Genomic DNA, 20407 nt, shown 5'->3' with positions numbered 1-20407 from the left:
AGATCGGAGCGGTCGCGGCGTCCCCCGTTGAGCGAGCAATGCCCACACGCTCCACCCGGGAGAGAGCCCATGTCCACCACGGAACGGTCTGAACTCGATCCATCCCACGACATCTTCCACGCCCGTCGTCATCCGCTCGACTACATCTTCGATCCGAAGTCGGTCGCGGTGATCGGTGCCTCGGAACGGGCCGGAAGTGTCGGCCGAACGCTTCTGTGGAACCTGATCCGCAACCCCTTCGGCGGAACCGTCTACCCGATCAATCCCAAACGCCCCAACGTCCTGGGCATTCGTGCCTATCCCAACATCGAGGCCGTGCCCGAGCAGGTCGATCTGGCCGTGATCGTCACGCCCGCCCCGACCGTGCCGGGCGTCGTCAGCCAATGCATCGAGGCGGGCGTCAAGGGGGCCATCATCATCTCGGCCGGGTTCAAGGAACTCGGCCCCGAGGGAGCGGAGCTGGAACAACGTATCCTCGAACAGGTCCATCGTTCCTCGATGCGGCTGATCGGCCCAAACTGTCTCGGGGTCATGAATCCGCGCTCGGGGCTCAACGCCACTTTCGCCGGGTCGATGGCGTTGCCCGGAAACGTCGCGCTCGTCAGCCAGAGTGGCGCCCTTTGCACCGCCATTCTCGACTTCAGCCTTCGCGACAATGTCGGGTTCAGCGCCTTCGTCTCCATCGGGTCGATGCTCGACGTCGATTGGGGGGATCTGATTCAGTACCTCGGCGACGACCCCCACACCAACGCGATCGTGCTCTACATGGAGTCGATCGGGATCGCGCGCGACTTTCTCTCGGCGGCTCGGGAGGTGGCGCTGACCAAACCGATCATCGTCATCAAGGCGGGACGCACCGAGGCGGCGGCGAAGGCGGCGGCCTCCCACACCGGGAGCCTGGCGGGGAGCGATGAGGTCTTTAGCGCCGCGGTCCGCAGGACCGGCGTCGTCCGCGTCGAGACGATCGAGGATCTCTTCAACATCGCCGAAGTCGCGGCGAAGCAACCGAGCCCCAAGGGGCCGCGGCTGACGATCGTGACCAACGCCGGCGGCCCGGGCGTCCTCGCGACCGATCGGCTCATTTCCAGTGGAGGGGAACTCGCCGAGCTCAGCGACGAGACCCGCAAGGCGCTCGATGAGCTGTTGCCCCCTCACTGGAGCCGGGGCAATCCGATCGACATCCTTGGAGACGCCGATCCCCTGCGGTACGCCAAGGCGCTGAAGATCGCCGCCGACGATCCGAATAGCGATGGTTTGCTCGTGATCCTGACGCCGCAGGACATGACCGATCCAACGATGACGGCCGAGACGCTCAAGGAGCATGCCCACATTCCCGGCAAACCGGTCCTCGCCTCGTGGATGGGGGGAGTCGACGTCGCGGCGGGAGTCGACATTCTCAATCGAGCGGGGGTCTCGACCTTCGACTATCCCGATGCGGCGGCGCGTGCGTTCACCTACCTGTGGCAACGAAGCTACAACCTGCGGGCGATTTACGAGACGCCGCGCGTCGGCCACGCCGATACGTCGGTCCTTCTCGAGCGGCGGGCTCGCGCCGAGGAGATCATCGGGGCGGCTCGGGAGCAAGGGCGGACGCTCTTGACCGAGGCGGAGTCGAAGCGGCTCTTGGCGGCGTACGACATCCCGGTCGTCGAGACTCTGGTCGCGACCGATGTCGACGAGGCGGTCGCTCACGCCGACCACATCGGCTATCCCGTCGTGCTGAAGCTTCATTCAGAGACGATCACCCACAAGACCGACGTGGGCGGTGTCGTGCTCAACGTTCACTCCGCCGACGAGGTCCGCGAAAATTTCGAGGGGATTCGCGAGTCGGTGACCCAACTCGCCGGCGCCGAGCACTTCGACGGCGTGACGGTCCAGCCGATGTTGCAGTTCTCCGATGCCTATGAACTGATCATTGGGAGTTCGCTCGATGCTCAGTTCGGGCCAGTGCTTCTCTTTGGGACGGGGGGGAGTCTCGTCGAAGTCTATAAGGATCGCTCCCTCGGACTGCCGCCGCTCAATGGGACGTTGGCGATTCGGATGATGGAGCAGACCAAGGTTTTTCGAGCCCTCGAGGGGGTTCGCGGCCGCTCGCCCATCGACATCGGGGAGATTCAGCGGGTGCTTGTGCGGTTCAGCGATTTGATCGTCGATCAGCCCTGGATCAAGGAATCGGACATCAACCCGTTGCTGGTTTCGTCCGATCGGGTGGTGGCGGTCGATGGCCGCTTCGTGCTTCACGATCCCTCGACGAGCGAGGAGGAGCTGTCGAAGCCGGTCATTCGTCCCTATCCGATGAAGTACGCCGGGACGGCCAAGCTTCGTGACGGGACGGAGGTGAAGCTGCGTCCGATCCGTCCGGACGATGAGCCGCTGTTGGTGCAGTTCCACGAGGGGCTCTCCGATGACAGTGTTCGGATGCGGTTCTTTCAGCCGCTGAAGCTGAGTCGTCGGGTGCGGCACGAACGGTTATCGCGGGTTTGCTTCAACGATTACGACCGGGAGCTGGCGTTGGTGGCGATTGTGGGAGACGAGAACCCGGAGGTCATCGGAATCGGCCGACTGGCGAAGCTGCACCACGCCCGGGTAGCGGAACTGAGCATGATGGTCAGCGACGGCTGGCAGCGTCAGGGGCTCGGGTCGTTGCTTCTCGAACGGGTCATCCCCTTCGCGAAGGACGAGCAGCTCGAGGGAATCGTGGCGACGATTCTTCGGGACAACATCGCGATGCAGAAGATCGCCCAGCGGGCGGGGTTCACGCTGAAGAACGATCTGGAGAGTCCGGTGGTCGAGGCATACTTGAGCTTGCGGGAGAATTGAGCGAGACCCTCGATGGTGAGAATGGGATGAATGGGTGGCTTGGGGGCGAGCAATGGCCGCCCTGTAGTTCTCGTCCGAGGGGCGAATCGGAGCGAGATCGGTCCCGTTTTTGTCAATTTTGACTCAAGTTTGGACCGAAGAATGGTCGCCGACCGACCAAATTGGGCGTCAGATGGCCATGACCGGGTGGTCGCGCGGTGACTGTTTCGCTAGTCGCCGAGATTGCCGACGAACAACCTGGAGGAGGTCTTGGGTTACAAGTTGTTTTGTCGTAGTTGGTTACGGTCTTGGTCAAGTGGTCGCAGGCGTTTCGTGGCAAGAGGTCGTGGTGAATGGCACGGTGCTTGCATTTATTCAGTGGCGTAAGAGTGACCGATGGACTTGGTCGCTCTGAGTCATTGCCAGCTAAGGCGAAACACCACGGAGGGTTAGATATGCTCGTCCTCACCCGTCGCGAACGTCAAGCCATCGAAATCGGCTACGACATCAAAGTGACTGTCCTGTCTGTCCGAGGGAACAAAGTCCGCATCGGTATCGAAGCTCCTGGCGATTGTCCGATTCGCCGCGAGGAGATCATCGACATCGAAGCCGGCGCTGAAGCCGAACTGGCGCTCGTCTGACGACGCACGCCGTTGACTAGCTTCCTCGACCTAAGGGCCCATGCCCGAAGGCTTTCCGCGAGGTGTCTGGCAACGGCGCTTTCCCGCGACACCACGGGAGTCCCTCTCACTCCATCGTCGGTGCTGCCCCCGCTCGTGCGACTTCGCCACTTCTCCTTCGGCCGCGTTTCGAGTACATCATCGAACTGTGCCCCGTGAGGGTTTTCCCCACGCAACAGTCCTTCGCGCTCTCGGAAAGCCGACGCCGATGATGTTTCTCCTCGCGAGAATTCTCCAGTTTGCCGGTCTCGTCGTCCTCCCCGTCGGGATTCTGCTCGAACTTCAGGGCCAGTTCAACCTACGCGAAAGCCTCCTCATGGCGGTCTTCGGCGCTGCGCTCTTCGGCGTTGGCTACACGATCCAAGCGTCGCTCTCTCGCTAACGTCCCAACTCGGCTCGTTCGCGCTGGAATCGTTGCCGCAGTCGCGCTCCCCCGAGGTCCGGGTAGAGGGTCTCGAGCACCGTCAGGAGGCGTCGAGCTTCCTCGGTTTGGCCCGATTTCCGCAAACTTTCGATCAAACCGAGTCGCGAACGGTACCAAAGTGGGCTCGTTTTGCGCAAATTCGACGCCATTTTGCGCAACTGTTCCGCCGCGGCCGTCCAATGGGACGTCCCCAGACCCGCGATCGCGACCGCTTCCTGGGCCCGCGGCGATCGACCGATGTCGTCTTCAAGCACACTCGCCACCTTGGCCAGAATTTCGCGATTTCCCGAAAGCACCTCCGTCAGGACAAGCTCGATCCTCGCCTCGCGCTCTTGGTCATTGTCGAGTTCGTCCGTCCGAATCCCGCTCGCCAGCCTTTTCGCGATGGCGACAACGCCCGATCGCTCGGCTGCGGGCAGCGTCAACGCAGCCTCGTTGACCAACCGAAGGCCCTCAAGTCGAGCTGGCATCCGGGCCGCGAGCACCTTGTCGACATCCCCAGAGACGTCCGATCGCGGATCTTGCAGCAGCTTTCCATAGAGCATGAGCGGGGCGATGCGCGACCGCGACTCCCCATCTCCTTGGGGATCGTCGGAAAGTGTTTCGAGCAACTCAACCGCTTCCCTTGGACGATCGAGACGCGGATCCAGCAGTATCATGGAGCGAAGGATGATCGCGTCGACCCGATCCTTTGCCGACATGGGCAACCTGCCGATCGTTCCCGCGCTCACCCAGGCTTCTAGGTCGTTCACGAGCGTCGCGGCCCGCTCGCGCGTCACCATGGGCGCCGTCGCGTCGAGTGGCTCCAGCGAACCGCGATAGGCCTCCAGGATCAGCGTCGGGACGTGCTTCGCGAGACCATGTTCCTTGGGAATCGACCTCCACAACTCGATCGCTTCCGCAAAATCGCCTTCGGCGTGCCGAAGCTTTCCAAGGAGAAACGTGACATCGTGACGGCGGCGATCATCGGGAAATCGCTCCCGGTGCTCGCCAAGCAAACGATCGTATGCCTCCATACGCTCCGTCGACGGGTCGGCGGCGTAGGCTCGGTTCGCCGCCCGGGCCGCCTCCCATAGCAAGCGGCTGGCGCTAGATTCCTCACTGACGCGACGAGAGGTTTCGGCAAGTAGTTCCATTGCCTTGCGATGCTGGCCGACCTCGCTCCAGTTGCGCGCGGCATCGAGGGCGAGTGTCACTTGGTCGGAACTTCTCTCTCGCGCCGCCCGCGCGAACATCTCGGCAGCCTGTTCCGGTCGCCCCGCCCGTTCGAAGAGCCTGGCCGCCCGCCGCCATTCGGGCGGATTTCGCTTGGTGACTTTGCTCGCCTGCGCTGCGAAGAGCCGACGCGCCTGGAGAATCGCCTGCATCGGTCCTGTCTGCTCCAGTCGATCGAGGACACCGATCGCGTCAGACTCGGACTCGACTTGCTCGGCTGGCGAGGTCGGCCGATTCGCTTGGGCGTGGAAGAGGGCGACCCGCTGTAGGCCCATCCAACCCGGTTGGCGATCCCGCTCGGGTTCGCTCTCGAGGATCCGCTGAGCCTCGTCGGTCTCTCCTCGTTCAAGAAGTAGGGCGATGCGCTCGCCGTCGAGTCGTTGCCGGTCGTCGGAAGCAAGGTCGGAGCGACCCTCATGAAGAGTCGCGAGCGTTCGCCCGGCGGTGGCATCATCGCCGAGCAATCGCTGAGCCCGTGCCAGATCGAGCATCACCTCGGCATTCGCCATGTCGACGCCCGACGACGATGTCGCCTCGGAGAGCGCCTTGACGGCCTGTCGCAGAAGCATCTGCCGGTCTCGCGATGTCTCTTGGGTCTCTTCCGCGAGGGAGAGGGCGATGTTGCCAACAAGTCGCTGGAGGGAGGAGTCGGGCACCCCGTCACTGGGTGCTTCGTCCTCGTCGCTCGTCGTGTTCGCCTCTCCCGGACGGAGCTGTTGAAGCAGGGTGAGGGATTCGCGGAAGTCGTCGACCGCTCGGCTGGCCTCCGAGGGAGGAAGTAGCTCCCGCCAGCCCGAAGTCCACCGCCCACGTTGGGCGAGGCGTTGAGCCCGCAGGAGTTGGAGAGACCGCCGTAGGCGGACGTCGTCCGTTCGCGCAAGTTCGGCGTCGATGGTTTCGAGCGACCGCCGCCAAAGGCTCGCGCGTCGCTTGGTCTCGGCCGTGGTCATGGCTCGTCGGGCCAGCGAGTCGGAAAGCCGTTCCGCCAGCAGCAGTCGACGCTCGGTAGGCGTATCGGCCGCTGCCAAGCCACGCTCGCAGTAGATCTCCAGCAATTCGGTCAGGCCACGGCGCTCGAGTTCCCAAAGATAGAGTTCGGTGGCGCTGACCTCCTCCGCTCCCGAAAGCATCGCCATGCTCGCAAGAAGCCATGCCACCATCATCGTTCCTTCTCCGGGAGTCGTTCGTTTGTCAGTCTGTTCGCGAGCGTTCAATCACCCCGCTGCCCGACGGCGAAGTTGATCGCCCACAGCCCCGACTGACGGCACTGATCGTAGAGATCGACGAAGCGGCCGAGGCGGACATCGGGTCCGATGTCGAGGATGACGGGGGCGTCGGGCGTGACGCTTCCGAGCGTCCGAAGCTTCTCTCGCATCTCGATCATGGTGGTGATCGGCCGATCGTTCAGGAGCATTCGGAAGGAGTCCTCGCGACCGCGCAGCTTGATCTGGATCAACTCGACGTCGTCGGGAGCCTCCAACGGCGAATCGGCGGTCAGACCGCTCGAGGGTAAATAGGTCGGCAACAACGCTTCCGGTAGGGCCAGACCCGCCGTTGCCAGGAAGAAGACCAGGAGCAGAAAGATGACATCAATCATCGGGGTCATCTGCAAGTCGAACCGGGAGGAGCCCAAATCGCGCGTCGTCGGGGTTCGCATCGATCCGCTACCTCCCTTCCGGACGGCTGGGCGTGTTCGGCACCGCGTCGGCACTTCGCGGCGTCACGACGAAGGAGACCTTCCACACCCCCGCCGAGGCACACGCCACGAGGATCGGCTCGACGAAGCGGTACGCGACATCGCGGTCGGCTCGAATCCGCACATCGAGCACGCGCGGACGCACCTCCGCTTCCCGCTCTACGAGAAGGGTCTCCATCGCTTCCTTGGGAAGCGGTTCGCCGTCGAGGAGGAAGGAGCCGTCATCGCGGACGTGGACGACAACTGTTTCGGGTGAATGCTGATCGATGGGGGTTTGGTCGACCGACTCGGCGGCGGGGAGTTGGATGCTCTCGGGAGAGGCGGCCTCCTGGTATTGACGGACGCAGACGAAGAAAATGATCAGCAGGAAGATGACGTCGATGAGCGGCGTGACGCGAATGACCTGATTTCGCTTCCTGGGGAACTGGGGTGTCTTCATCGCTCCCGCGTCCTCCCGGTTAATCTTCCGCGATTCAGGCACTCTTCAGGGGTGCTCTCGGTTGCTTGCAACCGAGGTGGCGCAGCCACAAGAGGCACTCGGACATTCGTCCACCGGTTCAGTGAGACCCCCTCTAACTCCCCCTTGGACAATGGGGAGCAAATTGGGACACTCGTCCACCGGCTCAAAGATCAGAGTCTTCCGGGGCCTCTTGCGTGCGTTGCACGCCCAGATTGACGAGCAATCCGGGCTGCCCGAACGTGTCGGCAAGAGGACTCGAACCGGCCCCATTCACGCCGGATTGCCCGAGTCCTGGCGTCGTTCGAGTTCTCTTCCATCCTCGACTGGCGAGCGCGTCCTTCGAGACTTCTTGCGGCGTCGCCGCCCCGGTAGCGAAGCAACCGGGGCTAGCCACTGGACCTAGTAGCGAAGCAACCGGGGCTAGCCACTGGACCTAGTAGCGAAGCAACCGGGGCTAGCCACTGGACCTAGTAGCGAAGCAACCGGGGCTAGCCACTGGACCTAGTAGCGAAGCAACCGGGGCTAGCCACTGGACCTAGTAGCGAAGCAACCGAGACGCAAGAGGACTGTTCGAACAATCGTCTCCCAGTACCCCCGCTGGCGTCATCATACACGTCGATTTGGCGAACGACGGTGGAACGAATATATTTCTCCCCGGCGGGTCGCGAGTGGCGGGCCCGCGGGTGCATCCGGCCAGAGCGGATGAATTCTTCGGGAGTCGTTGCGATGAGCGACAAGATTCAAGAACTCCTCGGCAAAGACGCCGATTCTCTTCTCGGTCACAGTTGCCGGACCATCACCAAGGAACAGCTTCATCTGCCCGGTCCCGACTTTGTCGACCGGATCTTCGGACCGAGCGATCGGACGCCGCGGGTGCTTGCGAACCTTCAGCGGATTTTCGACACCGGTCGCCTCGGCGGCACCGGCTACGTCTCGATCCTGCCCGTCGACCAGGGCATCGAGCACACCGCCAGCTCCTCCTTCGCCCCGAATCCCGACTATTTCGATTCGGAAAACATCGTCAAGTTGGCGATCGAGGGTGGTTGCAACGCGGTCGCGTCGACCTTCGGCGTCTTGGCGTCGGTCGCTCGCAAGTACGCTCACAAGATTCCGTTCGTGGTCAAGATCAACCACAACGAACTGCTGACCTACCCGAACAAGTACGACCAGATCATGTTCGGCACCGTGCAGCAGGCCTACGACATGGGCGCCGCCGCGATCGGGGCGACGATCTACTTCGGCTCTCCCGAGTCGAATCGTCAGATCATCGAGGTCTCCGAGGCGTTCGCCGAAGCCCATGAGCTTGGCATGGGAACGATCCTCTGGTGCTACCTTCGCAACCCGGCCTTCAAGACGGACAAAGCGGACTATCACACCGCCGCCGACGTCACCTCGCAGGCCAACCACCTCGGGGCGACGATCCAGTCGGACATCGTCAAGCAGAAGCTCCCCGACTGCAACGGCGGCTTCAACGAGATCAAGTTCGCGAAGACCCACAAGCTGGTCTACGATAAGCTGACGACCGATCACCCGATCGACCTGTGTCGCTACCAAGTCGCGAACCAGTACATGGGACGCATCGGCCTGATCAACTCCGGCGGCGCCTCCTCGGGCTCGACCGACTTGGCCGAAGCGGTCACCACCGCTGTTATCAACAAGCGTGCCGGCGGCTTGGGCCTGATCAGTGGTCGCAAGGCGTTCCAACGTCCGCTCAAGGACGGCGTCGAGATCCTCAACGCGATCCAGGACGTCTACCTCGACGAGAGCATCACCATCGCCTAAGGCGTTTTTTGGGTCTGGCGACACGTGACACGTGATGAGACGGCCCGCTTCGGTGGGCCGTTTCGCATTTCTTGAAGCAGCCGCCGACGGGCCCCCACTCTTGGGTGCCATGCCCACGGTTGCCGTGGGCATGCGGGAGAGACCCACGCTGGCCGTGGGCAAGCAGGAGAGACCCACGGTTGCCGTGGGCAAGCAGGAAAGACCCACGCTGGCCGTGGGCATGCGGGAAAGACCCACGCTGGCCGTGGGCATGCAGGAAAGACCCACGCTTGCCGTGGGCATGCAGGAAAGACCCACGCTGGCCGTGGGCAAGCAGGAGAGGGCGCTCGAGTGACTTCTCACTCAACGTGGCGTCGCGTGCCGTTCGATCCAGGGAGCGAGGTGCCCCTTATCGTGAACGCCCGTCGCGGCCCCCAAGACCGTTCGCACGGCTCGCTCGTCACCGGGGCGAAGTTGGTATCCCTCGCGAAGCAGGAAGGCGCGCATCGCCAGCCAGGCGATTCGTTTGTTGCCGTCGATGAACGGATGGTTGCGGGCGAGATGAAACGCATACGCGGCCGCCATTTCGAAGGGGTGTTCGTGCAGCCATTTCCCGCCAAACGTCGATCGCGGCTGCGCCAACGCCGAGTCGAGCAGCGCCTCGTCGCGAATCCCCGGATCGCCGCCAAACTCCGCGACGGCGAGTCCGTGGAGAAGGAGGGCTTCGTCGCGCGTCAAGAATCGAGGCGAGGGCTCGTCGTGACTCATTGGGCTAGTTCCCGCAGGATTTCCGCGTCGTGTCCGAAGGTCTCGCGAACGTCGTCGAGGATGCGCGGATCGATTCCTTGGACGTGGATCTGGTGAAGCATCATCAAGTAGGTCGAGACCCGCAGCCCATGTTCGGCCGCCGAAGTCTCGATGGCCCCGATGACCTCGGCCGGCCCTTCGATGGTCAAACGACCGCTTTTTCCAAAGGAAGTTGGCATCGAGTCCTCGCCGAAAGTGGACATCTTCCCATCGAACGTCCAAGATAACAGACACGCTCGCACGCGTCACCGTTCGCGAAATCTCGCGATGGGGCGGCGGGCGTGGGGTCCGAACTGTTGGGAATGACGTCAGTGGGTGGAACGACAATGAGCGAACAAGACCCGGGCTTTGCCAAACGCGAGACGGTCGAGCAGGTCGAAGAGGGGGGCGAACTTGCCCCGAAGTTTGACAAGGATGGGCTCATTCCGGTCGTCACGACCGATTTCCACTCCGGCGAAGTCCTGATGCATGCCTACATGAATGCCGAGGCGATGCGCAAGACGATCGAATTGGGCGAAGCGGTCTACTGGAGCCGGAGCCGTCAGGTGCTCTGGCACAAGGGAGCCACCAGCGGCCTGGTGCAGAAGGTCAAGCAGATGCTGATCGACGACGATCAGGACACGGTTTGGCTCCGGGTCGAAGTGACTGGCGGGGCGAGCTGTCACGTTGGCTATCGTTCGTGTTTTTATCGTCAGATCCCGGTCGGATCCGACGCGACGATCGGTGCCGACGGCGCGGTGAAGTTGACCTTCACCGAGACCGACAAGGTCTTCGATCCGAAAGAGGTCTATGGCGACGCTCCGAACCCGACGAAGCTGTAGGAGGCTTCGGCTTGATGGGACGAAGCCGTACCAGGCTTCGGCTTGATGCGACGAAGCCGTACCAGGCTTCGGCTTGATGCGACGAAGCCGTACCAGGCTTCGGCTTGATGGGTTCGTCGGGAGGTGAAGAGGACCCTATCTCGCACGTGAAGAGGCCCCCCTCTTTCCCCCCTTGGACAAGGGGGGACGGTTTCATCGCTTCCCCTTGTCCAAGGGAAAGTCTGCTTGCTTTCCCTTGTCCAAGGGAAAGTCTGCTTGCTCCCCCTTGTCCAAGGGAAAGTCTGCTTGCTCCCCCTTGTCCAAGGAGGAGGTAGAGGGGGTCTTCTTCCTTCCCCCAACCGCAACGCGACGATCGCAAGAGGCAAACGGTCCCGTCTTCGCTACTCCTTCTCCTCTTGTTCCTGCACTTCCTGACTCTCTTTCTCCTGGGCTTCGGCTTTTTCTTCCGCCTCTCGTTGAGCTTCTTCAAGTGCCTCCGCTTCCGCGTGGGCCTCGACACCTGGACCGATCAGCTCGAGCTTGAGAATCCGTAAGAGCGCGAAGAGAACCGCGCCGATGATCGGTCCGATGAACATCCCGAGGAAGCCGATCACCTGCAGGCCGCCAATGACACAAACGAAGAGGAGCAACGGGTGCAGTTGCACCGTGTCCTTGAGCACCCAGACGCGGATGATGTTGTCGGAGCTGGAGACGACGGTGGCGCCGTAGACGATCAGGCAGGCGGCGCTGACGTAGCTGCCTTGGTAGATCATCACCGCCGAGACGACGACCCAGACCGACGCGGCTCCCAGGAAGGGAATCATCGAGAAGAAGACCGTCGCAAGCGAGAGCAGGATGATCCACGCGCCGAGCCCGGGGTGGAAGAGCAGATTGATCAGGAGAAAGCCGAACCCGAAGAGGAGTCCCTGGGCGATGGCGGAGATAAGGGTGCCCCAAACGACGCCTCGGCAAACTTTCGCGAATTCTTCACGGAGCACGCGATCGTGCTCGGGCTGCATCGGGGTCAGCTCTTCCCAGAACGCGATCAGCTTGCGGCCATCGACCAGGAAGAAGTAGACCGCCAGGACGAACATCACCGAACCGACGACGAAGCCGACGATGTCCCCGAGGAAGCCCATCGTTTGGCCGTAGATCCGATCGCCGAATCCCTGCACCGCCCGAATCGCCAAGGTTCTGGCTTGGTCGAGGTCGAGGGAGAATCGTTCCTGGAGCCAAGTGACGAAGCCCGCGATCGTCGGATGCTTCTCGGGGTCGAGCAACTGCTCGACGCCGTCTTGCTGGATTTCCCGCGGAATATCGCCAAGAGCCTGGTAGAGTTCCGAGGCTCCGATGATGATCGCGGTCACCAATGGACCGAGAATGATCATGACGATCGCGAAGGTCATGGTCAGCGCCGCGAGCCGGCGCCGGCCCTGCATCTTGAAGGTGACCCAGTCATAGAGCGGGTCGATCAGGAGAGCGAGCACGGCGGCCAGAAAGAGGGGAAGCAGCAGCGGCTTGATGACCTGGTAGAACATCACGCCGAAGCCGACGGCGACGCCGAGGAGGATCAGCAGAGGCAGGACGTTGCCCGGTTTGATGATCGGTGACGACGAATCTGAGGCTGAGGACTCTGGCAATGGTCCGGTCCTTCCAGATGGTTGATGCGAAACCGGCTCATTCCACGCCGATCCGGTGGTTCCCCTCGGTCGGTTCATTCTTATAATCCCCCTGGTTGGGCATCTCGCCCCACCGTCGAGGGACGAGCGGCTAACGTAACGGCGCGTCGTTTCTTGACCGTCGACACAAATACCGGGTAGGTTGAAACAGAGACGGTTCGCCACGCGGAAACCACGCGAAGTCGTTTCGCCAACAATCGCAAGAGGAGAGTGGTCTGATGAGTTACCTCGACAAGCTCAAAGAGTACACCGTCGTCGTTGCCGACACCGGCGACATCCAGTCGATTGCCGAACACAAACCCCGTGACGCGACGACCAACCCCTCGTTGCTCTTCCAAGCCGCTCAGATGGAGCAGTACCAGGATCTCGTCGATAACGCCATCTCTTATGCCGAAGGCAAGACCAGCGACGCCAAGGAGCAGACGCTCTGGTGTCTCGACAAGCTTGCGGTCAACTTCGGCTCGAAGATCCTCGAGATCGTTCCGGGCCGCGTCTCGACCGAGGTCGACGCCCGTCTGTCGTTCGACACCGAGGCAACCCTCGAGAAAGCTCGTCGGCTGATCGGCATGTACGAGGAGATCGGCGTCGCCAAGGAACGCATCCTCATCAAGATCGGCTCGACCTGGGAAGGCATCAAAGCGGCGGAGGTCCTCGAGAAGGAGGGCATCCACTGCAACCTGACGCTGCTCTTCAGCTTCGCCCAAGCGGTCGCGTGTGCCGAGGCGGGCGTCACGCTGATCTCGCCCTTCGTCGGTCGCATCATGGACTGGTACAAGGCCGCTCGCGGCGTCGATTCCATTCCCGCCACCGAGGATCCGGGCGTCGAGTCGGTCACCCAGATCTTCAACTACTACAAGAAGTTCGACTACAAAACCGAAGTCATGGGCGCGAGCTTCCGCAACACCGGCGAGATCATCGAATTGGCCGGCTGCGACTTGCTCACCATTGCGCCGAAGCTCCTTGCCGAGCTTGGCGCCAACGATGGCGAACTGACCCGCAAGCTCTGTGCCGATCACGCCAAGTCGCTCGACCTCGAGAAGATCTCGCTCTGCGAGAAGAGTTTCCGCTGGATGCTCAACGAGGACCAGATGGCGACCGAGAAGCTCTCCGACGGTATCCGTCGCTTCGCCGCCGACACCGTCAAGCTCGAGGCCTACATCCACCAACGGATTCACGAAGCGGTCAACGCGTAAGCGTCATCCCTCAGTCGATGAACCATGAAGGGCGGGCCTACGGGTCCGCCTTTTTTGATGGAGTCGTCCGCTTGTCTCGCCCACGACTTGTCACGTGATGCAGGAAAAGCGCGATCGGCACGAGAGGCAACGCGATCCAACCCCACAACTCGGTCCACGCGGGGAGCGGCGGTTGGATCTCGATGCTCGTGGTCGCCTCGATCGTCCCCGCCTTGGTGTCGGCGACGGCCGCGATGTTCCAATCGCCCGCGCGGGGGATCTCGACGAGCGCCGAGTAGAGAAGTTTGTTGGTCGCGGCGGCGTGGGTGGCGGCAACGAGGTCACCTCGACGCGCATCCCCTTCGGGCCAGACGCGGACAACGAGCTCTCGATCGAGGATCGCCTTTCCCGAGGCCCCGTCCTGAAGCAGCAGGCTGATGTCGACGACCCCGGCCCGTGGGGGCTCCGGCGAGGTCATCATCGTCAGCCGAAGACCGTCTACTTCTTCCACCGCGCGAACCGTCCCACCATCCCCAAAGAGGGAAGTGGCCAGGCAGCAGATCCAGGCAATCGCGGCGAACTCTCGCAATGGTCCCATCCTCAAAACCCCGTTCCACGCATTTCCATCGGTTGCAGCAAGATCGCGACTCCGCTGGCAAAGAGCGCGACCATCAGGCACGCCCAAGGCAAGACCGCCGCCCCGATTCGTCCGAGACCCTCGACCCGAGTTCTCGCGATGCGGTAGGCCGTGTAGAGCGAGACGACCAGTCCGATGTCGAGCGCCACGATCTGGGCTCGGAGCATCCACTCGACCACCGTGGCGGAGCATCCCTCCGGCCAGACGGGCGTTCCGAGCCCGCGGATTCCGATGTCGAGGGCGAATCGCTGCAGCGCCGGCCAAAGTCCCCAGAAGCCGACGACGAAGTGGAACAGATAGTGTGACAGCCACATCGCCGCTCCCATGGGGACCAGGGCGAAGCTGTAGCGGGTCGCGATCTGGAGACTCCGTCCCCGGTCGCCGCTGAGGATGCGGGAGCCGACTGCCGCCAGAGTGACACCAAGTAGGGGAATGACGACGACGGCCAAGAGGATCGCCGCGGTCGTGGCGAGCATTGGGCCCTGGGAGCCGAGCATCATCCCCGTCCGCTCTAGCCGAGTCGCGACCGGCGCGGTCATCAGCGCGGCATTGACGAACGCGCCGAAGACGAGCACCAAGACGAGGGCCGCGAGATCGGTGCGCTGGGAGAATCGGCCGACTCCCGAACGACGCCGATCGTCCCAGAGATCGGCGCTCGGCGTGACTGCGAGCAAACCGACATTGTCGTGCGGGCAGGCGTGGACGCAGTCGAGACAAAACGTGCAGTCGGCGTTGCCGACCTTCCGCGGCTGAAAGAGGGCCAGTTCGCAGCCTCGTTGATTCTCGTTCCCGCGAATGCAGTCCTTGGTGGCGCAGGCGGAGCAGATGTCCACGTTGCGAACCGCGACCTCGAAGGGCGAGAGAAGCGACTGAATGAAGTGGAACTGGCCGATCGGGCAGACGTACTTGCAAAAGCTGGCGCCGCGAAAGATGCCGTCGATGAGGATGGCCGCGGTGAAATAGCCGAGCGTGATCCAGGCGGTCGCCCACGGGGCGGACCAGAGGGCGAAGGTCTCGTATGCCCAGAAGAAGAGGAGGAGCAAGCCCGCCGCGAGCCACTTCGTTCGCAGCCGGCGCGGCCAATGCCGGTTCGCGGGAAGCCAACGCTTTGCCAGATCGCGGGGGAGCATGAACGGGCACGCCATGCAGAAGACGTTGCCGACGACGAGCAGCCCCAGCACGACGAAGCCACGCCAATGAATCCAGGGCAAGATCCCCGCCAAGTTGATCGGCGCGACTTGGGGACCGACGAGCCCATCCCAGATCACGAGCGCCGCCACGAGCAGCATCGTCGCTTGGAGCAAGCGCCGGCCGTGACGCCATCGCAGCCATGGTCCCACCAGCGGGAGATGAAAGAGATCGGCGCGAGCACGACCGCGGTCGGCGTCGACTTGCCCCTGGGAAAGAACGGAGAGGGTCACCGGTCGCGGTGATGGCTGGGATCGGCGCGATGGGGACGCAGAGGCGAACAGCGACGGGAGAATGACGACCAGTGGCAGGAGATACATCATCGATCCGCAAACCCACATGATGGCGCCGGCGGTCGCTTGGTCCTCGATCACGGTCGAGGCGAAGAGTCTCGGCGCCTGCGCGTAGGTTCGGTAGAGCGGTTCGTCGGCGTAGCAGAGTGTCGCGGCCAGGATCGTGTTCTGGATGCTCGCCGCGAAGAGGTAGGGAATGAGCAGCCAACGCGGAAACGTCCGGCGAAATGGATAGGGAGCGACGACGAGATACCAAAAGACGAAGCCGGCGAAGAGAAAGAGGCCGTGCTCGATCCGATGCCAGTCGGGATCGCGCAGCGCCAAATCGTAGAGTCTGGGGATGTGCCATAGCCATGTCACGCCGATGTAGAGGGCGAGAGCGGGAACGGGACGCGTCAGCCACCGACTGAGCAGCAGGACGAGGGGAAGGCGCAAGATCGGGACGATCCAGCCGCGGCGTATCGCGGTCGGCAGGCCCTTGAGCATCGGAACTAGCGGCCAGCCGAGCCAGATCAAGAGCGGCGTCGCCATCATCAAAAGGAGGTGCTGAACCATGTGGACGCTCAGCAGAACGCCGGCAAGCGGTTCGAGTGGCGAGATGAGGGAGAGCAGAAAGGTCGCGAGCCCGCCGTGGAAATAGGCGAGGCGGTCCCAGCCGAATCGCTGGGGAAGCCGGCGCCGGAGCCAGTACCAGCCGCGAAGGTAGATCCAGGAACAGAGCAGGGCGGGGAGAACGATCTCCGGGCTGGGCACCCACGATTGCCAAACTGCGGCCGAGTTACCCTCCACGTTGCCGCCTCAAAGAGGAGTTCCGTTCTGGCGAACGGCCAAGACTACTGATCCCGGGCGACCTCCGTTTTGTCGTCCTTGGCATTGTCGCCGCCGGCAAGGGGGCCGGTGATCGGCTCGACCGAAGGCTTGGCGGGAGCGATCCCCTCGGGGTGGAGGGTGGCCAGGAACGCGACCAGGGCCTCGACGTTGGCGGAGGAGAGCTGTTTTCCGTAGGCGGGCATGTTGCCACCACCTTGGACGACCTGACGAACGAGTTCCTCCTTGGTGAGTCGGGTCGCCACCGTGGTCAAGTCCGGGCCACGGGTGCCGCCCTGGCCATCGAGAGCGTGGCAGTTGCGGCAGTTCTTGTTCTGGAAGACGACGGCGCCGACTAACTGGGTGGGAGAAAGTGATTCGACCATCCGCTCGGGAATCGGCGTTCCGCTCCAGGCTTCCATCGCGGGGGACCAGGGCGCGACGGCCCCGAGCCAACCCAGCACGATCATCAGCACGACCCCGACCACGACGCCGATCGTCCCGACGGGCCTGCGCCAAGGACTGCGTTCTCCCGTCCCCGAAACGAAGGGGATCGAGACCAGAAACGCGAAACCGGCGACCGGCAGCACCAGGATGACGAATGTCTCCATCCACGGCGGGCAGAGTGACAGCAGGGCGAAGAGGGGAAGGAAGGGCCAGTCGGGCCTCGGGTTGGCATTGATGATCGTCGGATCGGCCGGCAGCTCGTTGAGACCGACGCCATAGACCGCCGCGAGGACGAAGACGACCAGGACGATCAGGGCGCTGAAGATCACGTCCTTGGCGAGCGGATCGGGCGCGAAGGGTTCACCCTCGGCGAGTTCCCGTTCATAGACCTTGTCGTAGGTCTCCTTGTCCGTCCTCTTGGCGGGGAACGGAGGAGCCGAGACGCCTTGCCTCATCACCAGCAGCAAGTGGATCCCGAGAAAGCCAAGGAGTAGGGCGGGCAGGACGAAGACGTGCAGTGCGTAGAAGCGACTGAGCGTTTCGCCACCGATGGTCTCGCCGCCAAGGAGCAGATGCACCAGCGCGGGACCGATCAATGGAACGCGTCCGGCCATCGCCGCCCCGACCCCGATTCCCCAGTAGGAGGAGGAGTCAAAGCGAAGCACTTGGCCCGAAAACAAGAATCCGAGCAGGAAGACGAAGAGGAAGCAGCCAACCACCCAGGTCAGTTCGCGCGGATACTTGTAGGCTCCCCACAGATAGACCTGCGTCATGTGCAAGAGGACCATCACCATCATGGCGTTGCCCGACCACGAGTGGACGGCGCGAACGTACCAGCCGAGGAACTGCTCGTAGCTGATGTACTCGATCGTTTGGTACGCCAAGTCGGGTGTCGGCACGTAGACCATCGTCAGCAGCACGCCGGTAAGGAGCTGGATGGTCAGGAGCGTGACCGAGGCGCTGCCAAAGACGTACCACCATCCGGTGTTTTTCGGGACCGGGTGATTGAGCGCTTCGAGAACCTGATCGCGCATTCCCAAGCGGTGCTCGAACCAGTTGAGCGTTTGTAGGACCCAGCCTCGCTTCATCTCAGGAATCTCCCGCGACGATGGCCGACGATGTTTGTTCCGCGTGTCGTTCGACGTGGCGGTGGCCAGTCGTCGGCACCGCCGTGAATTGAGAGTCGTCCGGATCCACTTGTCCGTGGAGGTGCCCCGCTACCCTGGTAAGGATCGCAGGGCATCCAAAGGGGAGACCGGGAGCGAGGATCGAGAGTACCGATCCCCCTCATTCCCCCCTTGGGCAAGGGGGAACGCGAGGAAGCCAAAGACCCCTTCGTCGATTCGTTTGCCGCTAGTCGCTTGCCGTTGGTCACGATGTCTCCTTCATCGTGTCCTGAAGCGTCGGAAGGTGTCCAGCTCGGACGAGCATGCGACCCTTCTCGAGACGAAAGGCATACTCGTAGAGGCCGCGTGGCGGAGGACCGGAGGCGCGTCCGCCATCCTCGTAGTAAACGCCGCCGTGGCAGGGGCACATGAAGAGGCCCGACTCGGGGAACCAGTGGACCGGGCATCCGAGGTGGGCACAGTTGATGGAGAAGACTTGAAAGTTCTCTCCTTGAAGCCGCCTGACGTAACAGGAGGTCTTGCCGGTCATGCCGTCCCAGGGTCGGCGGTCGGGATCCTCGAAGTCGACCAAGAGGGTCTGGTTCTCGGGAAAGTCCTCGAGCGCGCCGATGTCGACCCACTGGTCCTCCTTCCGGCGCATGATCGGGCCAATGATGTAACCGACCAGCGGGATGGCGAGAATCAGTCCCGCCAGCGCGAACAGAGCGCCGCTGACGAGTAGGATGCCTCGGCGCGTGATGCTGGCGAGCGTCACTTCCGCGTCGCCGGAGCCGCCGTGACCGCCGGATCCGCTCGAGTTGCAGCAGGGAGGAGTCGGGTGCTCGGAGTTCATGGCTTCGTGGCTCCTGGGGCTGGTTCCTGGGCGAACGAATCGCTGGTTCGCCAGGAGGCGAGCAACGCGACGATGTCGGTGATCTCCTGATCGGTAAGGGCTCGGGCCTCCGGTTCGGTGATCTGTTGGCGGTAGTCGGGCATGCCGAGATCGGGGCGGCCGGTGATGACGATTCGTCGCAGGAACTGGTCGCTGACGAGTTTCAAAAACGCGCCGTCGTTGATGGCTCCCGCGGTGTCGGTCCCTTCGCCCTTGGCCCCGTGGCAGCGGGCACACGCGAGGGCGAAGGCTTGGGCGCCTCGCGTCGCATCGCCCTTGGCGTCGGTGGCGTAGGGGGGAAGCGTGCCGCTGAACTCTCTTGGGCTCGACGGCCACTCGGCCCTGATCCCCTTGACGAGGACATCGACCTGTTTGGCCGAGAGCGTCAGTCCCGGGTTGAAGCCGAAGCCGGGCATTAGCGTTCCGGGCCGTCCGTTCTTAATGACCTCGTTGAGTTCCTGGTCGGTCACGACTCGGAGAAAGAGAGCGTCGTTGAGGGGAGGGGCGGGGCCCATCTGGCCGGTGGTTCCGTGGCAGCCGGCGCAGTTCTCTTGGAAGAGCGGTTGGAAGGCCATCACGTCGAGCGGCGGCAGCGGTTGGTTGGCGCGATTCGGCTGGCCGCAGCCGGCGAGCAGGGCGCAGAGGCACCACGCCGCGATCGAGATCGGGCGGCCCCTGGCGACGATGAACGAGAGAGCCTGATCAAGCACGCCAACCCCTCGTGGTGTGAATCTTTTCCGTTCTCACGACGATGATGCCGACGACGATTCCATAGGCGAACTGGGAGGCGATGAACCAGACCCAATCGACGCGCTGCGCCAGGACCGGATCGAGCACATCCATGCTGGCCCAGAGGCAACCGCTCCAAAAGAGGGGAGCGACGAGACCTCCGAAGAGGACGCGGCCGCGGGGAATCATCGGCAACACGATCCCATAGATCAGACCGACAAAGAGCGAGCCGACCGCGTGAATGAAGAGCCCAAGGATCAGCGCTAGAAGGTGGAACTGTTCGAGTTGGGCGACGGGATCGGTATCGGCTTCCTCGAGGACCATGCCCGCCAGAAGGTTGACCGGGTACCAGATGCCTCGGCCGCTGACCACGCCGTAGATCGCCGCGAGAACCGCCATCGCGACGCCGCCGACCAGTCCAGCCTTGGCGCCGGCGGAGTAGGGATGAACCTTCTCCGGCATGTGCATGCGGTGACCGGGCATGCCGGGTGCCATGGGAATGACATCGACGTCGGCCCGCTTGACGGGCTTGGGACGAAGTTCCTCGGGGCGGAGTTCCTCGTGAATGTGACCGCGTCCGGGAAGGATCTCCGTCACCCAGCCGACGATGCCGACCAGGGCCATGATGATGCCGAGAAAGCTGAAGGAGATATTGGTCAGGATCCCGAAGGCCACCATGATCAGCCCCACCGAGAGGACGAGCGGCCAGGCGGTCGGTCCGGGAAGCTCGACGGTCTCGATCGAATGGCCGTCGTCGGGAGCCGGAACGTGTCCGTCGAGCGGCGTGTCGGAGGCATGATGCGGCGTGGACATAG

18 protein-coding genes are annotated in these 20407 nt (G+C 63.0%); 6 read left to right on the top strand and 12 right to left on the bottom strand.

The genetic code is table 11. From position 1 onward, the window contains the following. The first annotated feature begins 69 nt into the window (after window positions 1-69). From Pan216_RS22745 to Pan216_RS28585, 3 genes are all read left to right on the top strand, one after another. Window positions 70-2820: a bifunctional acetate--CoA ligase family protein/GNAT family N-acetyltransferase gene (locus Pan216_RS22745; RefSeq protein ID WP_145261697.1), complete on the top strand. Its 2751-nt coding sequence runs from the start codon at window positions 70-72 to the stop codon at window positions 2818-2820. 434 nt (window positions 2821-3254) lie between these two features. Beyond that, window positions 3255-3440 (top strand): carbon storage regulator, encoded by a 186-nt coding sequence (locus Pan216_RS22740; protein ID WP_145261693.1) that lies wholly within the window; start codon window positions 3255-3257, stop codon window positions 3438-3440. A gap of 247 nt (window positions 3441-3687) precedes the next feature. Beyond that, window positions 3688-3861 carry a hypothetical protein gene (locus Pan216_RS28585; protein WP_419192870.1) on the top strand — a complete coding sequence of 58 codons (174 nt, stop codon included), beginning with the start codon at window positions 3688-3690 and terminating at the stop codon, window positions 3859-3861. On the opposite strand, the gene Pan216_RS22735 is transcribed toward Pan216_RS28585, so the two are convergent. The 3 genes from Pan216_RS22735 to Pan216_RS22725 are packed head-to-tail and all read right to left on the bottom strand — an operon-like array spanning window position 3858 to window position 7253. Further along, window positions 3858-6281: a hypothetical protein gene (locus Pan216_RS22735; RefSeq protein ID WP_145261691.1), complete on the bottom strand. Its 2424-nt coding sequence runs from the start codon at window positions 6279-6281 to the stop codon at window positions 3858-3860. The genes Pan216_RS28585 and Pan216_RS22735 overlap by 4 nt on opposite strands. Window positions 6282-6328: 47 nt before the next feature. Next, the gene (locus Pan216_RS22730; protein ID WP_145261689.1) at window positions 6329-6775 is read right to left on the bottom strand and encodes an ExbD/TolR family protein; all 447 of its coding nucleotides are present in this window, start codon (window positions 6773-6775) and stop codon (window positions 6329-6331) included. Window positions 6776-6782: 7 nt separating this feature from the next. Continuing rightward, a complete protein-coding gene (locus Pan216_RS22725) occupies window positions 6783-7253 on the bottom strand; it encodes an ExbD/TolR family protein (RefSeq protein ID WP_145261687.1) in 471 nt (156 codons plus the stop codon). Window positions 7254-8000: 747 nt separating this feature from the next. Here Pan216_RS22725 and Pan216_RS22720 point away from each other — a divergent pair. Then, window positions 8001-9056 (top strand): class I fructose-bisphosphate aldolase, encoded by a 1056-nt coding sequence (locus Pan216_RS22720; protein ID WP_145261685.1) that lies wholly within the window; start codon window positions 8001-8003, stop codon window positions 9054-9056. Between the two features lie 342 nt (window positions 9057-9398). Here the strand turns inward: Pan216_RS22720 and Pan216_RS22715 are convergent, their stop codons facing one another. Both Pan216_RS22715 and Pan216_RS22710 read right to left on the bottom strand, forming a co-directional pair. Further along, window positions 9399-9803, bottom strand: a complete 405-nt coding sequence (locus Pan216_RS22715) for a type II toxin-antitoxin system death-on-curing family toxin (RefSeq protein WP_145261684.1) — start codon at window positions 9801-9803, stop codon at window positions 9399-9401. After that, window positions 9800-10021, bottom strand: a complete 222-nt coding sequence (locus Pan216_RS22710) for a hypothetical protein (protein ID WP_145261683.1) — start codon at window positions 10019-10021, stop codon at window positions 9800-9802. Before Pan216_RS22710 ends, Pan216_RS22715 begins: the two co-directional genes overlap by 4 nt. 147 nt (window positions 10022-10168) lie before the next feature. Here Pan216_RS22710 and hisI point away from each other — a divergent pair, with 147 nt between their 5' ends. Then, complete coding sequence (gene hisI, locus Pan216_RS22705) at window positions 10169-10663, top strand: phosphoribosyl-AMP cyclohydrolase (protein WP_145261681.1); 495 nt, start codon at window positions 10169-10171, stop codon at window positions 10661-10663. 380 nt (window positions 10664-11043) lie between these two features. Here the strand turns inward: hisI and Pan216_RS22700 are convergent, their stop codons facing one another. Further along, complete coding sequence (locus Pan216_RS22700; protein ID WP_419192869.1) at window positions 11044-12282, bottom strand: AI-2E family transporter; 1239 nt, start codon at window positions 12280-12282, stop codon at window positions 11044-11046. 257 nt (window positions 12283-12539) lie between these two features. Here Pan216_RS22700 and tal point away from each other — a divergent pair, with 257 nt between their 5' ends. Further along, window positions 12540-13514, top strand: coding sequence for a transaldolase (tal, locus tag Pan216_RS22695; RefSeq protein ID WP_145261676.1), 975 nt, complete (start codon window positions 12540-12542; stop codon window positions 13512-13514). A gap of 37 nt (window positions 13515-13551) precedes the next feature. Here tal and Pan216_RS22690 read toward each other — a convergent pair whose 3' ends face one another. The 6 genes from Pan216_RS22690 to Pan216_RS22665 form a co-directional block, all read right to left on the bottom strand. After that, window positions 13552-14082 carry a hypothetical protein gene (locus Pan216_RS22690; protein WP_145261674.1) on the bottom strand — a complete coding sequence of 177 codons (531 nt, stop codon included), beginning with the start codon at window positions 14080-14082 and terminating at the stop codon, window positions 13552-13554. An 11-nt stretch (window positions 14083-14093) separates the two neighbouring features. Beyond that, entirely contained in the window at window positions 14094-16364 is a 2271-nt protein-coding gene (locus tag Pan216_RS22685) for a cytochrome c oxidase assembly protein (RefSeq protein ID WP_419192868.1), read from the bottom strand. Between the two features lie 80 nt (window positions 16365-16444). Continuing rightward, complete coding sequence (locus Pan216_RS22680) at window positions 16445-17953, bottom strand: cytochrome b N-terminal domain-containing protein (RefSeq protein WP_145261670.1); 1509 nt, start codon at window positions 17951-17953, stop codon at window positions 16445-16447. 283 nt (window positions 17954-18236) lie between these two features. Further along, the gene (locus Pan216_RS22675; RefSeq protein WP_145261667.1) at window positions 18237-18824 is read right to left on the bottom strand and encodes a QcrA and Rieske domain-containing protein; all 588 of its coding nucleotides are present in this window, start codon (window positions 18822-18824) and stop codon (window positions 18237-18239) included. Continuing rightward, on the bottom strand, window positions 18821-19573 hold the full coding sequence (locus Pan216_RS22670) for a c-type cytochrome (protein ID WP_145261666.1): 753 nt from the start codon (window positions 19571-19573) through the stop codon (window positions 18821-18823). Before Pan216_RS22670 ends, Pan216_RS22675 begins: the two co-directional genes overlap by 4 nt. Then, window positions 19566-20405 (bottom strand): hypothetical protein, encoded by an 840-nt coding sequence (locus Pan216_RS22665; protein WP_145261664.1) that lies wholly within the window; start codon window positions 20403-20405, stop codon window positions 19566-19568. Before Pan216_RS22665 ends, Pan216_RS22670 begins: the two co-directional genes overlap by 8 nt. Window positions 20406-20407 lie beyond the last annotated feature (2 nt).

The organism is Kolteria novifilia (genome assembly GCA_007748055.1).
GTDB classification, from domain to species: Bacteria; Planctomycetota; Planctomycetia; order Kolteriales; family Kolteriaceae; genus Kolteria; species Kolteria novifilia.
The sequence above is the reverse complement of the archived record's forward strand: the minus strand, read 5'-3'. Positions and strand labels throughout refer to the sequence as shown.